Below are 20,532 nucleotides of genomic sequence, written 5' to 3'. Positions count from 1 at the left end.
AGGGTGATGATGGGCGACAGCGCGACCAGCGGGAAGATCCACCGGCGTCAGTTCGTCAGACTCTCCGGGACCTCCGGCGCCACGGGCCTTCTGGGCCTGATGGGAGCAGGTGGGGCGCTGGCCGACGGAGGGCAGCCCGCCGAACCCCCCGCACCCTCCCCCGGTGGCCCTGGCGCCTCGCCCTGCCCGACGCCGTCGAGCCTGTGCGGCTACCCGAGCGACACCGGAGGCAGGTACGACCTGTGGGACCGGGTGCAGGTCTGCGCGGGCACGAAGACCGGACCGCCGTTTCCCCAGTGCCTACAGACGACCTCCACCTATGTCGTCCTCAATGGCGGGTCAGGCTCGAACCACGACTTCCTCCTCGTCCCCACCTGTCGGGTCAGCGGGATCGAGTGCCCCTTCATCGCCACCGCCAGCGCACCGAACTACTGGCTGGACGCGTGGGTCAACGCTCAACCGGGCCAGCCGGGACACGTGGTGTACCCGCACGTCGGACTGGGGATCAACTCGGCGGATCCGATGATCCGTCAGCAGGACCAGCTCCACATCCATCTGGCCGGAATCCACTCCGGCATCCAGACGCAACTGAACAACCACGACAGCATGATCACCAACAACCCGTCGAGGTGGCGCAACCAGATCATTCCGGTCTGGGGCCTGACGAGCACCGGCGCCCCGGCGCCCCGCTCGTACCGCGTGCTGCACGTCGCGAACCTGAACCAGAACCTCTTCACGCTCCTGCGCGACAGCGTGGTGCGACCGACCGGAGCGACAATGGCGGCGCAGATGATGGCCGTGACACCTCGCCTGGTCGGCAACAGCGGGTTCTACGTCCTGAACAGCGAGCCCGGTCTGAGCGTCCCGGCAGGCCAACCCGGCGGCACGGGCACGGTGGACTTCCTGCTCGCCTACGCCTGACCCGGATCGGCGTGGGCGTCAACGGCGGGCGTTGAGCCGGGCGGCCTGCCGCGTCAGGTGGTTGCGCTCGGCGAGGTTGGGCGCCGCCCGGGCCGCGTCGGCGTACAACCGCGCCGCCGTCGCCAGGTCGCCGTCGCGTTCACGCAGGTAGGCCTCCACCGCCCGGTGGCGGGGCAGCGTGTCGTCCAGCGCCGCGAGCGCCGCCAGGCCGGCGCGCGGCCCGTCGGCCTGGCCGATGGCCACCGCGCGGTTGAGCCGGACGACCGGGCTGTCGGTCAACCGCACGAGCTCGTCGTACCACTCGACGATCTGCACCCAGTCGGTCTCCTCGGCGTTGGGCGCGTCGGCGTGCAGGGCCGCGATGGCGGCCTGGGCCTGGAACTCGCCGAGCCGGTCGCGGGCGAGGGCCGCCTGCAGGATCTCGACGCCCTCGGCGATCGAGACGGTGTCCCACCGGTGGCGGTCCTGCTCGGCGAGCGGCACCAGACTGCCGTCGGGCGTGGTGCGGGCGCCGCGCCGGGCGTGGTGCAGCAGCATCAGGGCGAGCAGTCCCGCCACCTCCGGATGGTCGATCACGGCCGCGAGCTGCCGGGTGAGCCGGATGGCCTCGGCGGCGAGGTCGACGTCGCCCGAGTAGCCCTCGTTGAAGACCAGGTAGAGCACGCGCAGCACGGTGGCGACGTCGCCGGGCTGGTCGAACCGCACCCCCGAGACGGTGCGCTTGGCCCGGCTGATCCGCTGCGCCATGGTCGCCTCGGGGACCAGGTAGGCCTGCGCGATCTGGCGGGTGGTCAGCCCGCCGACGGCGCGCAGCGTGAGCGCGACCGCCGACGACGGCGTCAGCGACGGGTGGGCGCACAGGAAGTAGAGCTGGAGCGTGTCGTCGACCGCCGGCGCGGGGCCGGGCGCCGGTTCCTCGTCGACGAGGTCCTCACGCCGACGGCGGGCGGCGTCCGACCGGGTCGCGTCGAGGAACCGGCGCCAGGCCACGGTGACCAGCCAACCCTTCGGGTCCCGCGGCGGGTCGGCCGGCCAGACGCGAACCGCCTCCACCAACGCGTCCTGCACGGCGTCCTCGGCCGCCGCGAAGTCAGCTCCGCGGCGGACGAGGATCGCGAGCACGCTCGGCAGGAGGCTCCGGAGCAGAACCTCGTTCACCTCGGGCTCAATCCGTGATGGTGGGCGACGCGGTCAGGAACGGACGCAACTCGAGCCACTCGTGGATCGGCTTCCCGCCGGCCCCTGGGGCGGCGGACAGTTCCCCGGCCAGTTCGACGGCGCGCTCGTAGCTGTCGACGTCGATCACCATCCAGCCGGCGATGAGGTCCTTGGTCTCGGCGAACGGGCCGTCGGTGACCGGCGGGCGGCCCTCGCCGTCGTACCGGACGAACGTGCCCTCGGGGGCGAGCGCCTGCCCGTCGACGAACTCGCCGGTGCCTTCGAGCCGGGTCGCGAAGTCGTTCATGTACTGCATGTGCGCCGAGATCTCCTCCGGGGTCCACTTGTCCATGGGGACGTCGTTGACCGCGGCCGGGGCACCACGGTAGTGCTTGAGCAGCAGGTACTTGGCCATCGTGTCTCTCCTCGAAGCTGATCCGACCCATTTTGGTCGCGCTCACCCCAGGGACGGAACCAGTCCCGGGTTCTCGACATCAGCGTCCGAGAAAATTGGATCCCGCAGCGGCGACACCCGCCGTGACGCGGGCGGGCGGGAACGGCAGGACCCTGCCGCCCCCGCCCGTCGCCGGCTGCTAGCTGGCGTACGTCTCGAACTCGCCGACTCGCGGCGTACCGCTGGAGCTGTTGATCTTGAAGTTGATCTTGCTCATTGTGGTCGCGGAGAAGGTGATCGAACCCGCCCCGCTGCCGGAGGCCAGGACGGCGCCGGTGTCGTTGTTGATGAGCTGCCAGGACCCGATGGAGCCCGAGGTGCCGGACGGCTCGCGGATGACCACGCGGGACACCCGGGTGGCGGAACCCCACTTGATCGAGATCGTGCCGGTCGATCCGGCCGGAGACCAGTAGGTGCTGAGGCTGCCGTCGCGCACGTTGCCGTAGCTGGTGCCGCTGGCCTTGCTGGACCCGTCGGCACCGGCGCCGAGGCTGAGGTTCGTCCCGCCGGAGGGCGGCGGCGTGGTCGGCGGCGGCGTGGTGGGAGCCGGCGTGGTCGGCGCGGGCGTGGTCGGCGCGGGCGTCGTGGGCGACGGGGTCTGCGGCGAGCAGCTACCGTTCGACACCTTGAGCCCCGTGTTGGCGCCCACCGTCTGACGGACGATGTTCGGCACGCAGCTCGCCCCGTCGAGGCTGTACGAGTACGGGATGCTGACGGTGGTGTTGGACGTCGGGTTGGGGCCGGCGGGGTAGTTCTCGCTGCCGGCGCTGGACCAGGTCACGTTGTCGAAGGTGTTGCCGCTGACCTGCCAGTAGCCGCGCTCGTTGGTGTAGAACGTACCCAGCACGTCCTTGGAGTTCTGGAAGTAGTTGTTGTCCACCTTGGCCTTGGCTCCGGCCCGGGAGTTGATGCCGGACTCGCGCAGGCTCACGTAGTGGTTGTTGTAGATGTGGGCGGTGCCACCGCGGAGCAGCGGCGTACGGGAGTCGATGTTCTCGTACAGGTTGTGGTGGTACGTGATGAAGCCGTTCGAGAGGTCGCTCTCGCTCGACCCGACCAGGCCGCCGCGACCGGAGTTGCGCAGGATGCTGTAGGACAGGGTCACGTACTGGGTGTTGTCCTTCATGTCGAACAGGCCGTCGTACCCCTCCGACTCCCCGCCGGACGCCTCCAGGGTGACGTGATCGACCCAGACGTTGCGGACCGTGCTCTCCATGCCGATGGCGTCGCCGCCGTTGGAGGTGGGCGAGCCCGACTTCTTGACGTTCCGGACTGTCACGTTCTGGATGATGATGTTGCTGGAGTCGCGGATGTGGATGCCGAGCTGGTCGAAGACGGCGCTGCCGACCCCGATGATGGTGACGTTGCTGATCTGCTTGAGCTCGATCACGCCCGCCGCGGTGTTGCAGCTCGAACCCGACACCTTGCTGGTGTTGCCGTGGTTGATGGTCCCGGTGACCTCGATGGTGATCGGGGTGCTGCTACTGGCCCGCCCACAGAGCGCCGCGTGGATCGCGGTCCCCGTGGTCGCGCGGACCGTCTGCCCGCCCGCGCCGCCGGTGGTTCCGCCGTTCTGGGTGGCGTAGCCGGTGGCGCTGCCGACCGCCGCCGAAGCCTGCGGGGTCGGCAGGCTCACCCCGATCGCGATCCCCACGGCCGCCGTGGCCAGCACTGCCTGAAGTCGCAGTGCGACTGGTCGTCTCATCTCGCCTCACTTCGTATCGGTTTGGCTTTGCCCGTGTGCGGCAGCCGTCGCGGCCGCGTTTTGCGGCACGGGGAACTGCCGACCGTCCGGAATCGTCGACGATCAGCTCGTCGGATTGCCATCGCCCAGAAAAGAGGAAGCCGTCGCGCGAAACGGCATAGAGCAAGTGGCGATGGTCGATGTGTGTCTGCCCGACCCACGAACGAAACATCGATGTGAGGCAATCGTAGGAAAGCGGTTTCCCTAGAGGCAAGGGCTGGCGCTTGCAGGTTTGTTGCAGTGTCCGCAGGCGGTCGGCCGCACCGACGGCGACGGCCCGCCACGCGTGCTGCGTGGCGGGCCGTCGGGTGACATTCGAGGGCGGCGGTCAGTCGACGCCGAACTCCATCGCGGCGCGGTCGAGCGCCTCGTCGTCAGCGGACGAGACACCCCGGGAGGCGATGGCTTCCGCGCCGCCCTCCGGCATCGCGCCGATCAACCCGGTCGACGCGGCCTGTGCGGCGCCGACCATCCGCTGCGAAGTCCCGCCGCCGACGATGCCGAGCGTCGCGTACTGCTCCAGCTTCGCCCGCGAATCGGCGATGTCCAGGTTGCGCATGGTGAGCTGACCGATCCGGTCCGACGGACCGAACGCCGAGTCCTCGGTACGCTCCATCGACAGCTTGTCGGGGTGGTAGCTGAACGCCGGGCCGGTGGTGTCCAGGATCGAGTAGTCCTCGCCCCGGCGCAGCCGCAACGTCACCTCGCCGGTGACCGCCGCGCCGACCCAGCGCTGCAACGACTCGCGCAGCATCAGCGCCTGCGGGTCCAGCCAGCGCCCCTCGTACATCAGCCGGCCGAGGCGGCGGCCCTCGCTGTGGTAGTTGGCCAGCGTGTCCTCGTTGTGGATGGCGTTGACCAGCCGCTCGTACGCGGCGTGCAGCAGCGCCATGCCGGGCGCCTCGTAGATGCCGCGGCTCTTGGCCTCGATGATCCGGTTCTCGATCTGGTCCGACATGCCCAGGCCGTGCCGACCGCCGATGGCGTTGGCCTCCAGCACCAGGTCGACGGGGCTGCCGAACTCCTTGCCGTTGATCGTCACCGGGCGACCCTGGTCGAAGCCGATCGAGACATCCTCGGTCGGGATCTCCACCGACGGGTCCCAGAACCGGACTCCCATGATCGGGTCGACCGTCTCGATGCCGGTGTTCAGGTGCTCAAGGGTCTTCGCCTCGTGCGTGGCGCCCCAGATGTTCGCGTCGGTGGAGTACGCCTTCTCGGTGCTGTCCCGGTATGGCAGGCCGCGCTCCAGCAGCCACTCCGACATCTCCTTGCGCCCACCCAACTCGGTGACGAAGTCGGTGTCCAGCCACGGCTTGTAGATGCGCAGCTGCGGGTTGGCCAGCAGGCCGTACCGGTAGAACCGCTCGATGTCGTTGCCCTTGAACGTCGAGCCGTCGCCCCAGATCTGGACGTCGTCGGAGATCATCGCCCGCACCAGCAGGGTCCCGGTCACGGCCCGACCCAGCGGGGTCGTGTTGAAGTACGCCCGCCCGCCCGAACGGATGTGGAAGGCGCCGCAGGTCAACGCGGCCAGGCCCTCCTCGACCAGGGCGGCACGGCAGTCGACCAGCCGGGCCACCTCGGCGCCGTAGCTGAGCGCGCGACCGGGCACCGAGTCGATGTCGGGCTCGTCGTACTGGCCGATGTCGGCGGTGTAGGCGCAGGGGACGGCGCCCTTGTCGCGCATCCACGCGACGGCCACCGAGGTGTCGAGGCCGCCGGAGAAGGCGATGCCGACACGTTCACCGATGGGCAGGGAGGTGAGAACCTTGGACACGAGGAAGAGTATGCACCATGCCGCATGGTCATGCATAGAGAAGTGGTCGACGCCACGAGTTTTCGCCGGTCGCCACGGTCACTCGCCCAGGACCCGACCGTCCCGGGTGCGGTTCGCGCACCCCGATCCGACCCCACCGGCCGTAGTCTCACCGAATGACAGAGCCGCAGGCGCACACCCTCGCGACAACCGGCGTCGACCTGGTCTACGACGTCCGCGGTCCGCTACCCCCGGCCGACGGGCGCCCCGCGCTGCTCATGATCGGCCAGCCGATGACGGCGGAGGGCTTCGGAGCGCTCGCCCCGCACTTCACCGACCGCACGGTGGTCACCTACGACCCGCGCGGGCTGGGCCGCAGCATCCGCACCGACGGCCGCTCCGACCACACGCCGCAGCGGCAGGCGGCCGACCTGCACCTGCTGATCGAGGCGCTCGACGCCGGCCCGGTCGACGTGTTCGCCAGCAGCGGCGGCGCGGTGACCGCACTCGAACTGGTCGCCACCCACCCCGGTGACGTCGTCACGCTGGTGGCGCACGAGCCGCCGATCAACTCCGTGCTCCCCGACGCCACCGCCGCCGAGCGCGCCCGGGCCGCCTTCTACGAGGCGTACCAGGCAGGGGGCAACGGCGCGGGCATGGCCGCCTTCATCGCGATGACGTCCTGGCAGGGCGAGTTCACCGATGCCTACTTCGCCCAGCCCACGCCCGACCCGGCGATGTTCGGCCTGCCGACCGACGACGACGGCAGCCGCGACGATCCGCTGCTGTCACAGAACTCGTGGGCGATCACCGACTACCGCCCCGACGCCAGCGCGCTCACCGCGGCGCCGACCCGGATCGTGATCGCGGTCGGCGAGGAGTCGACGGGGACGTACACCGCGCGTACGGCCCTGGGCACCGCGGCGTTGCTCGGCCAGGAGGCCGTGGTGTTCCCGAGCCACCACGGGGGCTTCCTCGGTGGCGAGTTCGGCTACGCGGGCAAGCCCGAGGAGTTCGCGGCACGGCTGCGCGACGTCCTGGACGGCGGCTGAGCGACCCGGCCTCGCTTGGCCACCCCGACACGACAGAAGGGACAGTCGACGCACTACCATGGCGGTCCGAAAGGGCTCTGCTGAAATGAGGCGCAATGCGGTGGCTCCGGCGGTTGCTGGGCGGCGGGCGGGTCCAACTCGATCCGGAGCGGCAGCAGGCGCTGCTGCGCGACGCTCAGCAGCGGTACGGCGGCCACACCCGGGTCCGGTTCTCCGAGCAGGTCGAGGCGATCACCGGGATGCTCGACGGCGATGACGGCCTGGTGGTGGCGGCCCGGATCGTGGGTCAGGTCGCCGACGAGGCCCACACGGACCTACTGGCGCAGGCCCACGACATCCACCGACGAACCGGCCGCCGGCTCGTGGTGAATCGCCGCAACTACCGGCCACTGTGGATGGAGGCCGGCCCGGCGCTGCGCTGGCCGCTGTTCGCGCTGCCGTCCGGCTTCCACCCGTACGCGCAGGTGGCCGCCGCCGTCACGGTGGTCGGCGGTCAGGCGCCCCGGCTCGACCGGGTGACCGACCCGCACCCCATCCTGACCCGCATGTTCGAGGTCCTCGACCTCACCACCGCCGGCTGGGAGTACGGCCGGGTGCGGGTGGACACCGACGCCGCCACCCTGGCCGATCGACTGATCTCCAGCGCCGGGCAGCTCCTCACCGCCGTGGACGACCCACCCCGGCTGCCACCTCCGGTCCGTGAGCTGATGCGCCGCAACAACACCCTCGCCGTGCACGACCCGACCGGCCCTCGCCCGGTCGGTGGCATCAACCTCGGCGCGATGCTGCGGGAGCGCCTCCTGGTCTGACGCGGCCACCTCGACGGCCCGATCCGATCACGGCACCGGCGTCGAGGCCCGGCCGGAACCGGTCACGTGGGGGTCGGTCAGGGCTTGCCGAGCGTCGCGCGGGCGGCCAGGATGTGCGCCCGCATCACCGAACCCGCCCAGGCCCGGTCACCCGCCTCCAGCGCGTCGATCAACTCCCGGTGGTGCGACATGCTGCGTGCCATCGCGGCCTCGTTGTACCGGCGGAACGTCCGGTTGACCAGCGGCGTCTGCACGACCGCGCCGAGCAGCGCGCTCAACCGCCGGTTCCGACCAGCGCCCAGAATGATCTCGTGGAACTGCGCGTTGCACACCGCGATCGGGTCCGCCCGGTCGCTTCGCTGGCTGGCCGCGTAGCCCTCCATCTCGGTGCACAGCTCACGCAGCCGGGCGATCTCGTCCGCTGTGATCCGCGCCGCGGCCAACTCCGCCCCGTACCCCTCCAGCAGCGCCCGCAGCTCGAAGATCTCCTCCAGGTCCTGCTTGCGCCAGGCCGGGACTGTCGCGCCCCGGTTGGCCTCCCAGTCCACCAGACCCTCGGCGTGCAGCCTGCGCAGCGCCTCTCGCACAGGTGTACGACTCACGCCCACCGCGGCGGCGAGATCCTCCTCGGAGAGCTTCTTGCCCGGTTCGTACGTCCCCCCGAGAATGCGGTTTTTGATCGACTCATACGCGGACTGAGTGGCTCGGCCCATGCGTCCCCCTCCGTTCACCGATGGTGAACCTACATCGACGCGGTCGATCCGGCGTTCACTGCGTACTCCGACCCGGTCACCTGCCGCGAGCGGTCGCTGGCGAGGAAGAGCACGACCTCGGCGACGTCCTCCGGCTCGTTCATCCGGCCGAGCGGTAACTTGCGCAGTTCGTGCACCACGTGGTCGGCGGCGGTGGAGACGTCGATGCCCAGCCGGTCGGCGACCGACGCCAGGTACGCGTTCATGGTGGCGGTGCGCGTCGGCCCGGGTGCGACGGTGTTCACCCGTACGCCCCGGGGGCCGTACTCCTGGGCCAGGCCCTTCGCCAGGCTGAGCAGCGCCGCCTTGCTGACCGCGTAGTCGAGCATGTGCGGCTTCGGGTGCCGGGCCGCCTCGGATCCGACGTTCACGACGCTGCCGCCGCCCCGGTCGGCCATCAGCGGGATGAGCGCGCGGCACAGGCGCACGCAGGACATCACGTTCACGTCCCAGCTGCGCTGCCATGCCGCGTCGTCGATGTCGGTGAAGGCGTCCCGGTAGGGGGCGATCGCCACGTTGTTCACCAGCACGTCGGCCCCGCCGTACCGGCTCGTCACCGCCTGCACCACGGCGGCGATGCCGGCCGCGTCACCCAGGTCGGCGACGACCGCCGGACCCGCGCACGCCGAGACGTCCAGGTCGGCGGAGAGCACCTCGGCGCCCTCGGCGGCGAGCCGGCGGGCCACGGCGAGCCCGATCCCCGAACCGGCGCCGGTGACGACGGCGACCTTGCCCTTCATCTGGCCCTCCTCCTGCTGCTGGCTGCGGTCATCGGGGGCCGTCGGGGTCGACGAGCACCTCGTCGCTGTGCTCGCCGAGCGTGGGTGCGTGCCGCCCATCCGGCGGCGGCAACGGCGACGCCGACATGCTGATCGGCGAGGCGATGCTGCGCAGCCGCCCGGCGACCGGGTGCTCGACCATCGACACGAAGCCGGACTCGGCCAGTTCCTCGTCCCGCAGGATCTCCTCGTACCCGGCCAGTGGCGCGCAAGGCACGTCGATCGCCGCCAGCTCCACCAACCACTCGGCGGTCGTACGCTCGCGCAGCACCTCGGCCACGACCCGGTAGAGCCCGTCGGCGTTGGTGATCCGCTTGCCGACCGTGTCGTAGTCGGGGTGGTCCAGCAGGTCCGCCTGCCCGACCAGGGTGAGGAACCGCCGCCACTGCCGTTCGGTGTAGATGAGGACGCACAGGTGGCCGTCGGCGGTGGCGTACGGGCGGCGGTTCGGCGCGGCCGTACGCGGATACAGCGGTGGCCCGGTCGGCGGGTCGAACGTCCAGCCGTCGAGTTGTTCGAGCAGCCCGAAGGCGACCATCGTCTCGAACATCGGCACCTCGACCCGCTGCCCCTCGCCGGTGGCGTCCCGGTGCCGCAGCGCGGCCAGGATGGCGGTGGACGCCGTCAACCCGGCGATCTTGTCAGCGAGCGGTGTGGTGACGTACCCAGGCTGTTCCTGGTTGACGCTCTGCAACCGGGCGATGCCCGACGCGCCCTGGATCACGTCGTCGTAGGCGGGCCGGTCGGCGTGCCGGCTGGTGCTCCGGTAGCCGGGGATGGCGCAGTAGACGATCGCCGGATGGACCGCTCGGATGTCCTCGTAGGCCACCGCCAACCGAACCGCGGCGCCGGGGCGCATGTTGTGCACCAGCACGTCAGCGGTCGGCACCAGCCGGTCGAACGCCGCCCGGTCACCGGGCGTCTTGAGGTCCAGGACGACGCTCTTCTTGCCCCGGTTCATGTTGAGGAACACCGCCGCCATGCCCGGGGTGCGGCAGGCGCCGAGCTGGCGGGCGATGTCTCCGCCCGGCGGCTCCACCTTGATCACCTCAGCGCCGAGGTCGGCCAGCGTCAGGGTGCAGAACGGGCCGGAGAAGGTGCTGGTCAGGTCCAGCACCCGCAGCCCGGCCAGCGGCCCGGTCACGGGAACCCGCCGGCCCGGCTCAGCATCCCCGGCAGCTCTTCCCCGAACACCCCGCTGAGCCACTGGGCGTTGTCGATCGCCGCGTCCAGCGAGACGCCGGTGCTCCGTCCGGAGCGCTCCAGGGCGTACACCACGTCCTCGGTGGCCACGTTGCCGGTCGCCGCCGGCGCGAACGGGCAGCCGCCGATGCCACCGACGCTGGCGTCGATCGCCCGCGCGCCGGCCGCGACGGCGGCGAGCACGTTGGCGAGCCCCAGGTTGCGGGTGTTGTGGAAGTGACCGCGCAGGCTCGCCGCGGTGCGCTCCCGTACGGCGGTGAACGCCCGCTCGACCTCGGACGGCACGGCGACCCCGATGGTGTCGGCCAGCGCCACCTCGTCCGCCGCCACCGGTTCGAGGTCGTCGACGATGCGCAGCACCCGGTCCAGCGGGACCTCCCCCTCGAACGGGCAGCCGAAGGTGGCCCCCACCGTGACCGACGTTCGCAGCCCGTGGTCGCGGGCCCGGGGCAGCAGCCGCAGCACCTCCGCGACCGCCTCGGCCGACGACATGCCCTGGTTGCGCCGGCAGAAGGTGTCGCTGGCGATGACCACGAAGTTCACCTCGGCGACCCGCGCCGCGACCGCCCGGTTCAGGCCGCGCTCGTTCATCACCAGGCCGATCGGCACCAGGGCCGGCTCGTCGCGGACCAGCGCCATCAACTCGTCGGCGTCGGCGAGCTTGGGCACCTTGGCGGGGTTGACGAAGCTTGTCACCTCGACCCGCCGGCTGCCCGCCGCGACGGCCCGGCGCACCAGCTCGGCCTTCTGCGCGGTCGGTAGCGTCGCCGGGTGGTTCTGCAGACCGTCCCGGGGCCCGACCTCGACGATCTCGACGCTCACGACAGCGCCTTCAGGCCGGCCTGCGCGACCTCCATGTCCTGGGTGTAGTGGCCGCCGCTGACGCCGATGCCTCCGACCAGCACGTCGTCGACCTTCACCGGGTACCCGCCGCCGAAGGTGACCAACCGGTCGATGGCGGCCGGCGCGCCCATGGCGAGCGGGGCATCATCCTTGATGAAGTCGAACCAACCGTCGCTGCTGAGCCCGAATCCGACCGCGGTGTGCGCCTTGTCCTGGGCCAGTTGGACGCTGACCAGGGGTGCGCCGTCCATCCGCTCGTACGCCTTGAGCACCCCGCTCTCGTCGCACACCGCGACGGTGACCGCGAAGCCCATCTCGCCGGCCTTCGCCACCGCGGCGTCGACCATCGCCCGCGCGGCGCGGGAGGAGATCGACTGCTTTTTCACCACGTACGGGTTCTTCGCCATGACTACCTCCTCAGATCGCGCCGTCGGCGCGCGGTTCGGTGGATTCGGACAGCCCGAACATCTTCTCGATGCGGGCCTCGGCGAACCGGGAGACGGCGCCGTTACGGGACACCGAGCGGACGCCGTCGATCTTCAGGAGCGTCGGGCGTACCAGCGAACCCATGGTCACCGGCGCGGACGGGCAGGCGGCGCACCGGCCGTGGAAGGTGACGTGCGCGTCGCCGGCGGAGTCGACGTCCACCGTGATGCCGCCGCCGTGCGCCTCGACGAGCTGGCGCACCTTGCCGTCCAGGGCACGGTCGGCGGCGCGGGTGGTCTTCTTAGCGCCCATTCTTGCGGTCCTTCTTCTTGGACTTCTTGCCGCCCTTGCCGTACAACTCCTTCTTCTTGGCCGCCACGTCGACGCCGAGCAGCCGGGCGAAGTTCAGGCCGAAGATCTTGGCCTTCACCTCGTCGGTGATCTCCGGGTAGCCGTAGCCGTCCTGGAGGTCCTCGGGCATGCTCATCTCGGCGAACAGGTCGATGTACGCCTGCACCTTCGGCCAGACGAACGCCTCCGAACCCCACAGCAGCCGGTCCGGACCGACGTGCAGCAGGCACTTGCCGATGGCGTGCAGGGCGGCCCGCGGCGCCACCGGGTACTGGTTGATCCAGGCGGTCAGCGCGAGGTGGATGTTCTCGTACCGGGCGGCGATGTTGATCGTCTCGTTGATGAACGGCTCACCGAGGTGGTGCACGATGAAGTTCATCTCGGGGAAGTCCTGTGCCGCGCGCTCCAGGTCGAACGGGGCCAGGTCGGCGATGTGCTGGGTGTTGAACGCCAGCCCCTTGTGGAACTGCACGTTCGTCACACCGTGCTCCAGCGCGGTCTCCCACAGCGGGTAGGCGACCTGCCGGTCGTCGATCTTCCAGGACAGCCCGCCGGAGTGCGCCTGGTAGAACTTGAAGCTGGTGGCGCCCCACTCCTCGATCTGCCGGATCATCTCGGTCACCGCGCCGTAGCGGCCATGGGTGATCGGGTCGACGCCGCCGCAGAACAGCACCCGTTCCGGGTACGCCTCCTTGAGCTTGTAGTTGTTCTCGGCCGGCGAGAAGCCCAGCTTCCAGCCGCCGTGGCTGGGCACCGTCTGGGCCATCGCCAGGTCGGTGTCGGACTCGTCGAACAGGAGCCGGTACGCGTCCTCGACGGAGAGTTCCCGGCCGGAGATGTCGTCGTACGGGTAGCCCGGCGCGGAGTACTTCTTGGCGTACTCGACGAGCGCGTTCGTCGACTTCTTGCCACCGTGGTTGAAGTCGATGTTCTCGTCGGTGAGCTTGTACATGTGGACCGCGTTGTCGAAGACGAAAAAGTCGTTCTTCATGAGGTGGTGCGTCCCTTCGATTCGGTGTCGTTCTCAAGTCGTTCGACGTGGCGGACAGCGAGTTGACGGCGGCGGCGGACGGACCACGCGGCGACCGAGACGCCGACGATGACGGCGAGGCCGTTGAAGACCCGCTCGATCCAGGTCGCGGCACCGAGGTGTTGCAGACCGGCGATGGTGAAGGTGATGAAGTACGCGGCGATCACGGTGCCGAGGATGTTGACCCGGCCCGGACGCAGCGCGGCGGCGCCGAGGAAGGCCGCGGCGAACGCGGGCAGCAGGAACTGCTCGCCGACTGTCGGCTGTGCCGAGCCGACCCGCGACGCCAGCAGGACACCGGCGAGCGAGGAGAGCACGGCGGCGCCGACGAACGCCCGGATGGTGTAACTGCGTACATTGATGCCGGCTCGGGCGGCGCCGCGCAGGTTGCCGTCCATCGCGTACAGACGCTGCCCGAAGGGCGTCCACACGACGATGAACTCCAGCACCAGCACGAGGACCACGAGGTAGATCAGGGGCAGCGGGATGCCGGCCAGGTCGCCGCGGGCGATGCTGGTGAATCCCGGCGGCACGTTCTGGTAGAGCACCCGGCCGCTGGTGATCATGTAGAGCAGGCCCATCAGCAGGCTGCCGACCGCGAGCGTGCCGATGATGGAACTCATGTCGAACTTCAGCACCAACAGGCTGTTGAGCAGCCCGACCGCGACGCCGACAGCGAGCACGGCCAGCAGCGCGAGCCACACGGGTACGCCGTGCACCGAGATCAGCCAGATGCTGATGCCCTGCGCCAGGCCCAGCATCGGACCGACCGAGGCGTCGAGGTAGTGCGCCAGCAGCGGCAGCGTGGCGGCCATCGCCACGATCACGGTCACCGTCTGGTTGACCAGGATCAGCCGGAAGTTGGTGGTGGTGAAGTAGGTGTCCGGGGTGAGCACGGAGAACACCGCGATCACCCCGACGAGCATGCCGAGGAGCCCGAACCGGCTGACCCCGCCGACGATCCGCTCGCCGGCGCCGGCGCGGGACCGGTCGGCGTTCTGCCGGACGACCGCCCGCCCGGGCCCGCCAGGCGGGGCGGGCGCGGTGGTGGATGTGCTCATCGGGTCACCTCCCCCGCCGCCGCGAGTTCGCCGGCGACGATCAGTTGCACACACCGCTCGACGTCGAGCCCGTCGGTCGTGCCGTGGTAGACGTTGCGGCCGCCCTTCATCACCAACAGCCGATCAGCCATCGACAGGATCTCGGGGATCCGGTGGCTGATCACGATGACGGCGTAGCCCCGGTCGCGAAGCCGGCCGATCAGGGCGTTGACGCCCGCCGACTCCGTGGTGCCGAGCGCGGCGGTGGGCTCGTCCATCACCATGACGCGCGGCTCGTTCTCGGTGACCAGCGCGCGGGCGATGGCGACCATCTGCCGCTGCCCGCCGGAGAGGCCCTCCACGAGCACGTTCATGTCGTGCAGGTCGATGCCGAGCTCTTCGAGCACCGCCCGGGTACGCACCCGCATCGCCTTCTTGCGCAGAATCGGAATGCCGCGTACGCCGCCGGTCCACTCCCGGCCCAGGAAGACGTTCTCGACGATGCTGAGATTGTTGGAGAGCCCGAGATCCTGGTAGATCATCTCGATGCCGGCGGAGCGGGCGTTGCCGATGGTGTGCGGCAGCAGGTCCCGGCCGGCCACCCGCAGGTGACCGGAGTCCGGGGCCAGCGCGCCGCTGACCATGCTCATCAGTGTCGACTTGCCAGCGCCGTTGTCCCCGACGACGCCCAGGATCTCGCCCGGGCGTACGTCGAAGGAGACATCGGTGACGGCCCGCACCCGACCGTAGGACTTGCCGAGGCCGACCGCTTCGAGCACCGGTGAGGCGGTGCTCACTTGGCCTCGCTCCACATCTTCTCGTAGCGCTCGGCGTAGTTCACGTAGCTGTTCCAGTCGACGGCGCCGTCCTTGGGGGCGTTGCTCTTGTCGAACACCGTCGCCGGGATGCCCTGCTCCGCGTCGGGCAGCGCGGGCTGGCCGGCGGCCAGGCGGCCCACCTGGTCGATCGCGGCGTAGGCGTTCCAGCCGCGGATGGCGCCGAAGTCGGCGAGCTGGTCACCCGCGGCAACGCTGCCCAGCCGCTCGGGCTCGGCGTTCTTGGAGAGCACCTTGATGTCGTCCCGACCGGCGGCCTTGACGGCGGCGATGATGGACTCCACGCCGTTGCCGTACGGAGTGAGGATGTACTGCAGGTCCTTGCCGTGCCGCTGGATCAGCGAGGTCGTGATGTTCTGCATCTCGATCGGGTCCACGGCCTGCGACAGGGTGCGCTCACGCACCTCCAGCAGCTGGCAGCCGGTGCACCCGGCGAGCACGCGCTTGCTGGCGTTCAGCGCCTCGACCAGGTGCGGGTAGCCGACGTCCCAGAGGAAGACGACCTTCGCGGTGCCGTTGGAGTCGGCGACGGCCTTGGCCGCCTCGAGCACCGCCTGGAAGGTCTCCCGGCTGGACACGTGCGCGTCGTAGCCGACCGCGCCGCCCTCGGCCACCGCCGAGACGCCAACCACCGGGATCTTCGCCTTCTGCAGCTCGGCGAGGCCGTCGGCGACCTGGTTCTCCGGGATCGCGACGGTGATGACGGCGGTGGGCTTGTTGGCCGCCGCGGTGGCGAGCGCCTTCTGGTAACCCTCCGGGGAGCCCTGCCCGTCCAGGATCTCGGCGCTCCAGCCGAGCTTCTCGGCGATGGCGGTGGCCCGCTTGCCGACCTCCTCGCAGGAGGTGCCGATCTTGCAGACGATGATGTTCAACTTGCCGTTCGCCGGCGGCTTGACCGACGTTGTCGGCCCGGACCACTCGTCGTAAACCTTGATCTTGTCGAGGGTGATGTCGGCTTCCTTGCCCTCGAAATAGAGCATGCCGCCAGTGCCGGCCTCGATCAGCTTGCGGGCCATCTGGGTGTACTCGTCGTTGACGGCGGCGGGGGTGCCGGACGCCGCGCTGTCGTCACCCGATCCGCACGCGGCGGTGGTGAACGCCAGCGCTGCGGCGAGCGCGACGGAGATGGTGCGGAACCGGGAAGCTTTGGGGGTGTTTGTCACGGTGCTACTCCCTGAGTGGGGCGCAGACGTCCAAGAACGAATCTGATGAGTCAGCGCATAGGGGGGGTGAAGGGACCGAGTCCAGCGCGAAACGGTGCCTCAGGTTGCATGCAATCGCAGTCCAACACGATCAACATCTACAGTCAATAGTTCACATTGCCGAAACATAGTCCCTGTTCGAGCTGGCAATATCGCCCGGAGGCGCAGAAGTCGACGCGGCTCCGCGAGGAAGGATTGTATTTCCTAGCCTCTGTCCGGCACCGTGGATCGGTCCGCCGCCAGACGGGGCGGGCCGGCCCGCCCCGAGGGCCGGCCCGGGACTGTCAGCGGGTCGCGGTCACCGCAGCGGGCCGTCCGATACGCAGGATCGCCTTGCCCTCGTCGGTCATCATCGCCTCGGACCAGTCGGTGCTGTCACCCCACTCGACCTCGACCTCGTCGACCTCGGGCACCAGCTTGCCGATCTCCTGCCGCACGCTCTGCTCGAAGAACGGCGTGTACATGCAGAACGGCCCGGTGGTGATCAGATCCACCGCCGCCCGCAACCGGCCGTCGGGGGTCCGCTCCACCCGGACGCCCCGGACCAGGCCCATGTCGACGATCCCCAGCCGCCGGCCGACCCCGAGGCTGCACGGGTCGTAGACCTTGTTGCAGGCCTCGAACAGGCGCGGCTCCAGGCCGACCACGGCACCGTCGCCGACGCTCATGCGCTCAGCCGCTCACGGTGCAGCGCCCACGGCCGGGGCTCGTGCGCGACGTACTCCGCGCGGCGCCGGGTCAGCTCGTCCCCGGCCACCTTCGAGCGCACCTCGGCCTCGTCGAGGCCGTGCAGACGCAGGGCGTTGCCGCCCAGCAACTTGCCGAGCAGCTCCGGCGTGAACTCCGGGAACCCCCAGCCGTCCACCAGGTCCCGGGGCATCTCGAAGTTCACCAGCGCGTCGATGATCGGCTGCGGATGCGCGGACGGCACGCCCGTCGCGAACATGATCCGGTCGGTCCCGCCGTGCATCATGAGCATGCCGACGATCTCGGCGAACCGGCGCGGTTTGCGCACGACCATGTTCGACACCGACTCGATCGTCGCCCAGATGTTGGGGTGCGTCCGCAGTTGCAGCGCGCAGTCCTCCAGGAACGCCCAGCCGCTGTGCACCACCTCGAACGTCAGGCTCGGGAAGGCGATGGCCGCGCAGGTCACGTCGTCGACGTGGTTCAGCACCCGCGGGCCCGCGCCGGCCGGCACCGCCTTGTGCGCGCCGATGTGGTGGACGCCGAGGTCGAGCGCCTTCTGCAGGAAAGGAAACGCCAGCTCACGGTCGTCCAGGAGCATCAGCTTGGAGGAGTTCACCTCCGGATCGATCACGCCGTTGGTCGGGTAGAACTTGAACCCGTCGATGTCGTCCTCTTCGGCGCGCTGCTGCATGAGGTCGAGTTCGGCGGGCCCGCGCAGCGGGTCCACCGGGGCGAAGAGCAGCACCCGGTCCGGGTGCCTGCGCTTCAGTTCGCGGCCGAGCTCGTAGGGCGAGGCGCCGCCGTCGAAGAATCCGTCGATCTCGACCCCGTGGTAGACCATCACGTCGACGGCGCTCTCCACGAACACGATGTCCGCGAGCTCCTCGGCCGTCCAGCCGGCGGTGAACTCGTCGCGGGTCATGGGGTAGTTGTGCGACGGCGATTCGACCGACGTGTGGCCGATGCGGTAGAGCGCGTTCACCATGCCGTCGTACGCGGCCTGCGAGCAGTGCGGCGCCCTGTTCTCGGGGCGGAAGTCGTACCCGTGGACGACGCCGTCCACGACGATCCTGTCATTGATCATGTCGCCTCCGTTCTTGTCGATAGCCCGAGCTCACCTCGACCGCTGGGGAACGGGTGCGGGTGGCGGCGCGTTGGGTGGGCACGGCCGCTGTCGCGCTGGTGCCCGTCGGCCGGGACCGTGTGACCGGGGCCACCACCCGGGTTGCGAATGTACACAACATAGGGGGGCACCCCCCGTCGGTCAAGAACAACTTGGTGCACCGCCGGCCAGCGGAGCCGGCACCCCGGGAGGAGCCCTCTACCTCGGTATATTCCGGTTCGAACGGCCTCTAGCTGGCCGAATGCCGCACTGCTGGGGCGTCGTCAGAGATCTGGTGGACATCTGCCCGACACAAATCCTTGACAGGCATTGCATACATTGCTTGACTCTCACGCCATGACAGAGCAGGCAGCAGCCGCCCCTCCCACCGGGGGCGCAGAGCGCCGCCGGGACGATGTCCGGTCCCCCTCCGCGACACCGGTTCTGCAGGCGCGGAGCATGGCCCGCAGCTTCGGAGCCGTCCGCGCCCTGCGCGACGCGTCGGTGACGCTGCGTCGAGGCGAGGTCATGGCGCTCATGGGCGACAACGGCGCCGGGAAGTCCACACTGGTGAAGACCCTCGCCGGCGTGGTCACGCCGGACACCGGCGAGCTCCTGATCGACGGCGAGCCACGCCGGTTCGCGGGGCCGGCCGACGCGCTCGACGCCGGCATCGAGACCGTCTACCAGGACCTGTCCCTCATCAACTCAATGAGCGCGGCCGAGAACGTCTTTCTGGGCCGGGAGCCGCTGCGCCGTGACCCCGTGTCCCGGCTGCTGCGTCTGGTCGACCGCCGCGCCATGGCGGTGCAGACACAGAAGGCCATCGACCGGATCGGGGCCCGGCTCCCCTCACTGTCCGCGCACGTGTCGTCGATGTCGGGCGGACAACGCCAGGCCCTGGCCGTCGCGCGCGCCACCATGTGGGGCCGCAACATCGTGATGCTCGACGAGCCGACCGCGGCGCTGGGCGTCACCGAGTCGGAGCACGTCCTGGAGATCATCACGGCGCTCAAGCAGCAGGACATCGCCGTGCTGATGATCTCCCACAATCTCGAACACGTCTTCAAGGTCGCCGACCGCGTCACGGTCATGCGACAGGGGCGCACGGTGGGCGAGCTCGCCACCGCCGACGCGACATCCGGCGACATCGTCGCCCTGATCACCGGGGCGGCGTCCGCCGCGCCCCTCCCCCAGGCCTGACACCCGAGAACAACGTCATCAGAGAAAGGTCAACGAGTGAGATTGAGATCCTTCGCCGGCGCGGCGCTCGTACTCGCGCTGGGCATGTCGGCGGCAGCCTGTTCGACCGAGGGGGCGACCTCGTCGACCCCGACCGAGGGCAAGGCCCTGGAAGCCAAGGACGTCCGGATCGGCTTCGCCAACTTCGCGGAGCCGGCCAGCCCCGTCCTCAAGGCCATCGACGTCGGCATGCGCAAGGAGGCCGAGAAGCGGGGATGGGAGATTCTCGTCCTCAACAACGACCGGGACGGTCCGACAGCGGTCGCGAACGCGGAGACCATGGTCTCCCGCGGTGTCACCCACGTCGTCGAGTTCCAGGGCGACGGCAAGGTCGGCCCGCAGATCATGGACATCTTCAACAAGGCCGGCGTCCCGGTCATCGCCATCGACATCGCCCACCCGGGCGCCCACTTCTTCGGGATCAACAACGTCGAGTCCGGGCGGCTGTCCGGCCGGGCCGGCGGGACGTACGCGAAGGAGAAGTGGGACTGCAAGCCGGACCTCGTCACCCTCCTGGAGAACGAGGAGTCGGGCGACGTGGCGCTGCTGCGTACCGAGGGCATCCTCAAGGGCCTCAACGAGGTGTGCCCGAACCTGGGTGACGCCATCACCCGACGCAACTCGCCGACCACCCCGGACGGCGCCCAGGGCGTCGCGCGGGACATCCTGGTGTCCAAGCCCAACGCGAAGAAGATCCTCGCGCTCGGCGGCAACGACAACATGATCATCGGCACCATCAACGCCGCCGAGCAGCTCAGCCGTGCCGGTGACGTGTACGGATACGGTCTCGGCGCGGACCTCATGTTGTTCGGCGTCGACACGCCCGGACTCGGCGGATCGACGGCCTTCTGGTACGAGGGTTACGCAAAGCAGATCTACACGATCCTCGACCGGATGGTCACCGGCGAGAAGATCCCCGTGGTCGACTCCCCGAAGGACCCGAAGGCCCTGTTCAACCCGGTCTGCGCGTTCCCGAAGGACGCCGTGTCGTCCATCCCCCCGTTGCAGGACCGGATCACCGCCCTCTACGCGAACGACGCCCCGAAGAAGTCCGCCGCCGAGCAGTACTGCCCGACGGGTACCGAGACGTACGGACTCGACGGGTGAGCAACTGACATGTCTGTGACTGCCCCGGAGGC

At 69.8% G+C, this 20,532-nt stretch carries 21 protein-coding genes; 5 read left to right on the top strand and 16 right to left on the bottom strand.

Features of this window, described 5'->3' with window-relative positions; all coding sequences use genetic code 11:
• Nucleotides 1–9: 9 nt before the first annotated feature.
• Complete coding sequence (locus ABZ808_RS14465) at nucleotides 10–921, top strand: CDP-diacylglycerol diphosphatase (protein WP_357005580.1); 912 nt, start codon at nucleotides 10–12, stop codon at nucleotides 919–921.
• Nucleotides 922–939: 18 nt separating this feature from the next.
• On the opposite strand, the gene ABZ808_RS14460 is transcribed toward ABZ808_RS14465, so the two are convergent.
• From ABZ808_RS14460 to argG, 4 genes are all read right to left on the bottom strand, one after another.
• Entirely contained in the window at nucleotides 940–2,079 is a 1,140-nt protein-coding gene (locus tag ABZ808_RS14460; RefSeq protein WP_357005578.1) for a DUF6596 domain-containing protein, read from the bottom strand.
• Nucleotides 2,080–2,086: 7 nt separating this feature from the next.
• Nucleotides 2,087–2,494: a YciI family protein gene (locus tag ABZ808_RS14455; RefSeq protein WP_357005576.1), complete on the bottom strand. Its 408-nt coding sequence runs from the start codon at nucleotides 2,492–2,494 to the stop codon at nucleotides 2,087–2,089.
• Between the two features lie 178 nt (nucleotides 2,495–2,672).
• A complete protein-coding gene (locus ABZ808_RS14450; RefSeq protein WP_357005573.1) occupies nucleotides 2,673–4,238 on the bottom strand; it encodes a polysaccharide lyase family 1 protein in 1,566 nt (521 codons plus the stop codon).
• Between the two features lie 367 nt (nucleotides 4,239–4,605).
• Nucleotides 4,606–6,057: an argininosuccinate synthase gene (gene argG, locus ABZ808_RS14445; RefSeq protein ID WP_357005570.1), complete on the bottom strand. Its 1,452-nt coding sequence runs from the start codon at nucleotides 6,055–6,057 to the stop codon at nucleotides 4,606–4,608.
• A gap of 155 nt (nucleotides 6,058–6,212) precedes the next feature.
• Here argG and ABZ808_RS14440 point away from each other — a divergent pair, with 155 nt between their 5' ends.
• Both ABZ808_RS14440 and ABZ808_RS14435 read left to right on the top strand, forming a co-directional pair.
• Nucleotides 6,213–7,088: an alpha/beta hydrolase gene (locus ABZ808_RS14440; RefSeq protein WP_357005567.1), complete on the top strand. Its 876-nt coding sequence runs from the start codon at nucleotides 6,213–6,215 to the stop codon at nucleotides 7,086–7,088.
• Nucleotides 7,089–7,183: 95 nt separating this feature from the next.
• On the top strand, nucleotides 7,184–7,897 hold the full coding sequence (locus tag ABZ808_RS14435) for a hypothetical protein (protein ID WP_357005565.1): 714 nt from the start codon (nucleotides 7,184–7,186) through the stop codon (nucleotides 7,895–7,897).
• Nucleotides 7,898–7,974: 77 nt separating this feature from the next.
• On the opposite strand, the gene ABZ808_RS14430 is transcribed toward ABZ808_RS14435, so the two are convergent.
• The 12 genes from ABZ808_RS14430 to ABZ808_RS14375 all read right to left on the bottom strand — a co-directional run bounded on the left by ABZ808_RS14430 (nucleotide 7,975) and on the right by ABZ808_RS14375 (nucleotide 18,133).
• Nucleotides 7,975–8,610, bottom strand: coding sequence for a GntR family transcriptional regulator (locus ABZ808_RS14430; RefSeq protein ID WP_357005563.1), 636 nt, complete (start codon nucleotides 8,608–8,610; stop codon nucleotides 7,975–7,977).
• 29 nt (nucleotides 8,611–8,639) lie between these two features.
• Complete coding sequence (locus tag ABZ808_RS14425) at nucleotides 8,640–9,389, bottom strand: SDR family oxidoreductase (protein ID WP_357005560.1); 750 nt, start codon at nucleotides 9,387–9,389, stop codon at nucleotides 8,640–8,642.
• A 28-nt stretch (nucleotides 9,390–9,417) separates the two neighbouring features.
• Nucleotides 9,418–10,572 carry a CoA transferase gene (locus ABZ808_RS14420; protein WP_357005557.1) on the bottom strand — a complete coding sequence of 385 codons (1,155 nt, stop codon included), beginning with the start codon at nucleotides 10,570–10,572 and terminating at the stop codon, nucleotides 9,418–9,420.
• A complete protein-coding gene (locus ABZ808_RS14415; protein WP_357005555.1) occupies nucleotides 10,569–11,453 on the bottom strand; it encodes a hydroxymethylglutaryl-CoA lyase in 885 nt (294 codons plus the stop codon). The genes ABZ808_RS14420 and ABZ808_RS14415 overlap by 4 nt, the downstream gene beginning before the upstream one ends.
• The gene (locus ABZ808_RS14410) at nucleotides 11,450–11,881 is read right to left on the bottom strand and encodes a heme-binding protein (protein ID WP_357005553.1); all 432 of its coding nucleotides are present in this window, start codon (nucleotides 11,879–11,881) and stop codon (nucleotides 11,450–11,452) included. The genes ABZ808_RS14415 and ABZ808_RS14410 overlap by 4 nt, the downstream gene beginning before the upstream one ends.
• 10 nt (nucleotides 11,882–11,891) lie before the next feature.
• Nucleotides 11,892–12,212 (bottom strand): NifU family protein, encoded by a 321-nt coding sequence (locus ABZ808_RS14405; protein WP_357005551.1) that lies wholly within the window; start codon nucleotides 12,210–12,212, stop codon nucleotides 11,892–11,894.
• Complete coding sequence (locus ABZ808_RS14400) at nucleotides 12,202–13,242, bottom strand: amidohydrolase family protein (protein WP_357005549.1); 1,041 nt, start codon at nucleotides 13,240–13,242, stop codon at nucleotides 12,202–12,204. Before ABZ808_RS14400 ends, ABZ808_RS14405 begins: the two co-directional genes overlap by 11 nt.
• Nucleotides 13,239–14,342 (bottom strand): ABC transporter permease, encoded by a 1,104-nt coding sequence (locus tag ABZ808_RS14395; protein ID WP_357005546.1) that lies wholly within the window; start codon nucleotides 14,340–14,342, stop codon nucleotides 13,239–13,241. Before ABZ808_RS14395 ends, ABZ808_RS14400 begins: the two co-directional genes overlap by 4 nt.
• On the bottom strand, nucleotides 14,339–15,118 hold the full coding sequence (locus tag ABZ808_RS14390; protein ID WP_357005543.1) for an ATP-binding cassette domain-containing protein: 780 nt from the start codon (nucleotides 15,116–15,118) through the stop codon (nucleotides 14,339–14,341). Before ABZ808_RS14390 ends, ABZ808_RS14395 begins: the two co-directional genes overlap by 4 nt.
• A complete protein-coding gene (locus ABZ808_RS14385) occupies nucleotides 15,115–16,320 on the bottom strand; it encodes a substrate-binding domain-containing protein (RefSeq protein ID WP_357005541.1) in 1,206 nt (401 codons plus the stop codon). The genes ABZ808_RS14390 and ABZ808_RS14385 overlap by 4 nt, the downstream gene beginning before the upstream one ends.
• Before the next feature lie 323 nt (nucleotides 16,321–16,643).
• Complete coding sequence (locus ABZ808_RS14380) at nucleotides 16,644–17,027, bottom strand: hypothetical protein (protein WP_357005539.1); 384 nt, start codon at nucleotides 17,025–17,027, stop codon at nucleotides 16,644–16,646.
• Entirely contained in the window at nucleotides 17,024–18,133 is a 1,110-nt protein-coding gene (locus ABZ808_RS14375; protein WP_357005537.1) for an amidohydrolase family protein, read from the bottom strand. Before ABZ808_RS14375 ends, ABZ808_RS14380 begins: the two co-directional genes overlap by 4 nt.
• Nucleotides 18,134–18,610: 477 nt before the next feature.
• Here ABZ808_RS14375 and ABZ808_RS14370 point away from each other — a divergent pair, with 477 nt between their 5' ends.
• Nucleotides 18,611–19,354: an ATP-binding cassette domain-containing protein gene (locus ABZ808_RS14370; RefSeq protein ID WP_357005533.1), complete on the top strand. Its 744-nt coding sequence runs from the start codon at nucleotides 18,611–18,613 to the stop codon at nucleotides 19,352–19,354.
• Between the two features lie 36 nt (nucleotides 19,355–19,390).
• Nucleotides 19,391–20,500: a substrate-binding domain-containing protein gene (locus tag ABZ808_RS14365; protein ID WP_357005531.1), complete on the top strand. Its 1,110-nt coding sequence runs from the start codon at nucleotides 19,391–19,393 to the stop codon at nucleotides 20,498–20,500.
• Nucleotides 20,501–20,532: the final 32 nt, after the last annotated feature.

The organism is Micromonospora sp. NPDC047527, from assembly GCF_040643015.1.
In the GTDB taxonomy this organism is placed as follows: Bacteria; Actinomycetota; Actinomycetes; order Mycobacteriales; family Micromonosporaceae; genus Micromonospora.
This window is presented reverse-complemented; position numbering and strand designations above follow the sequence as displayed.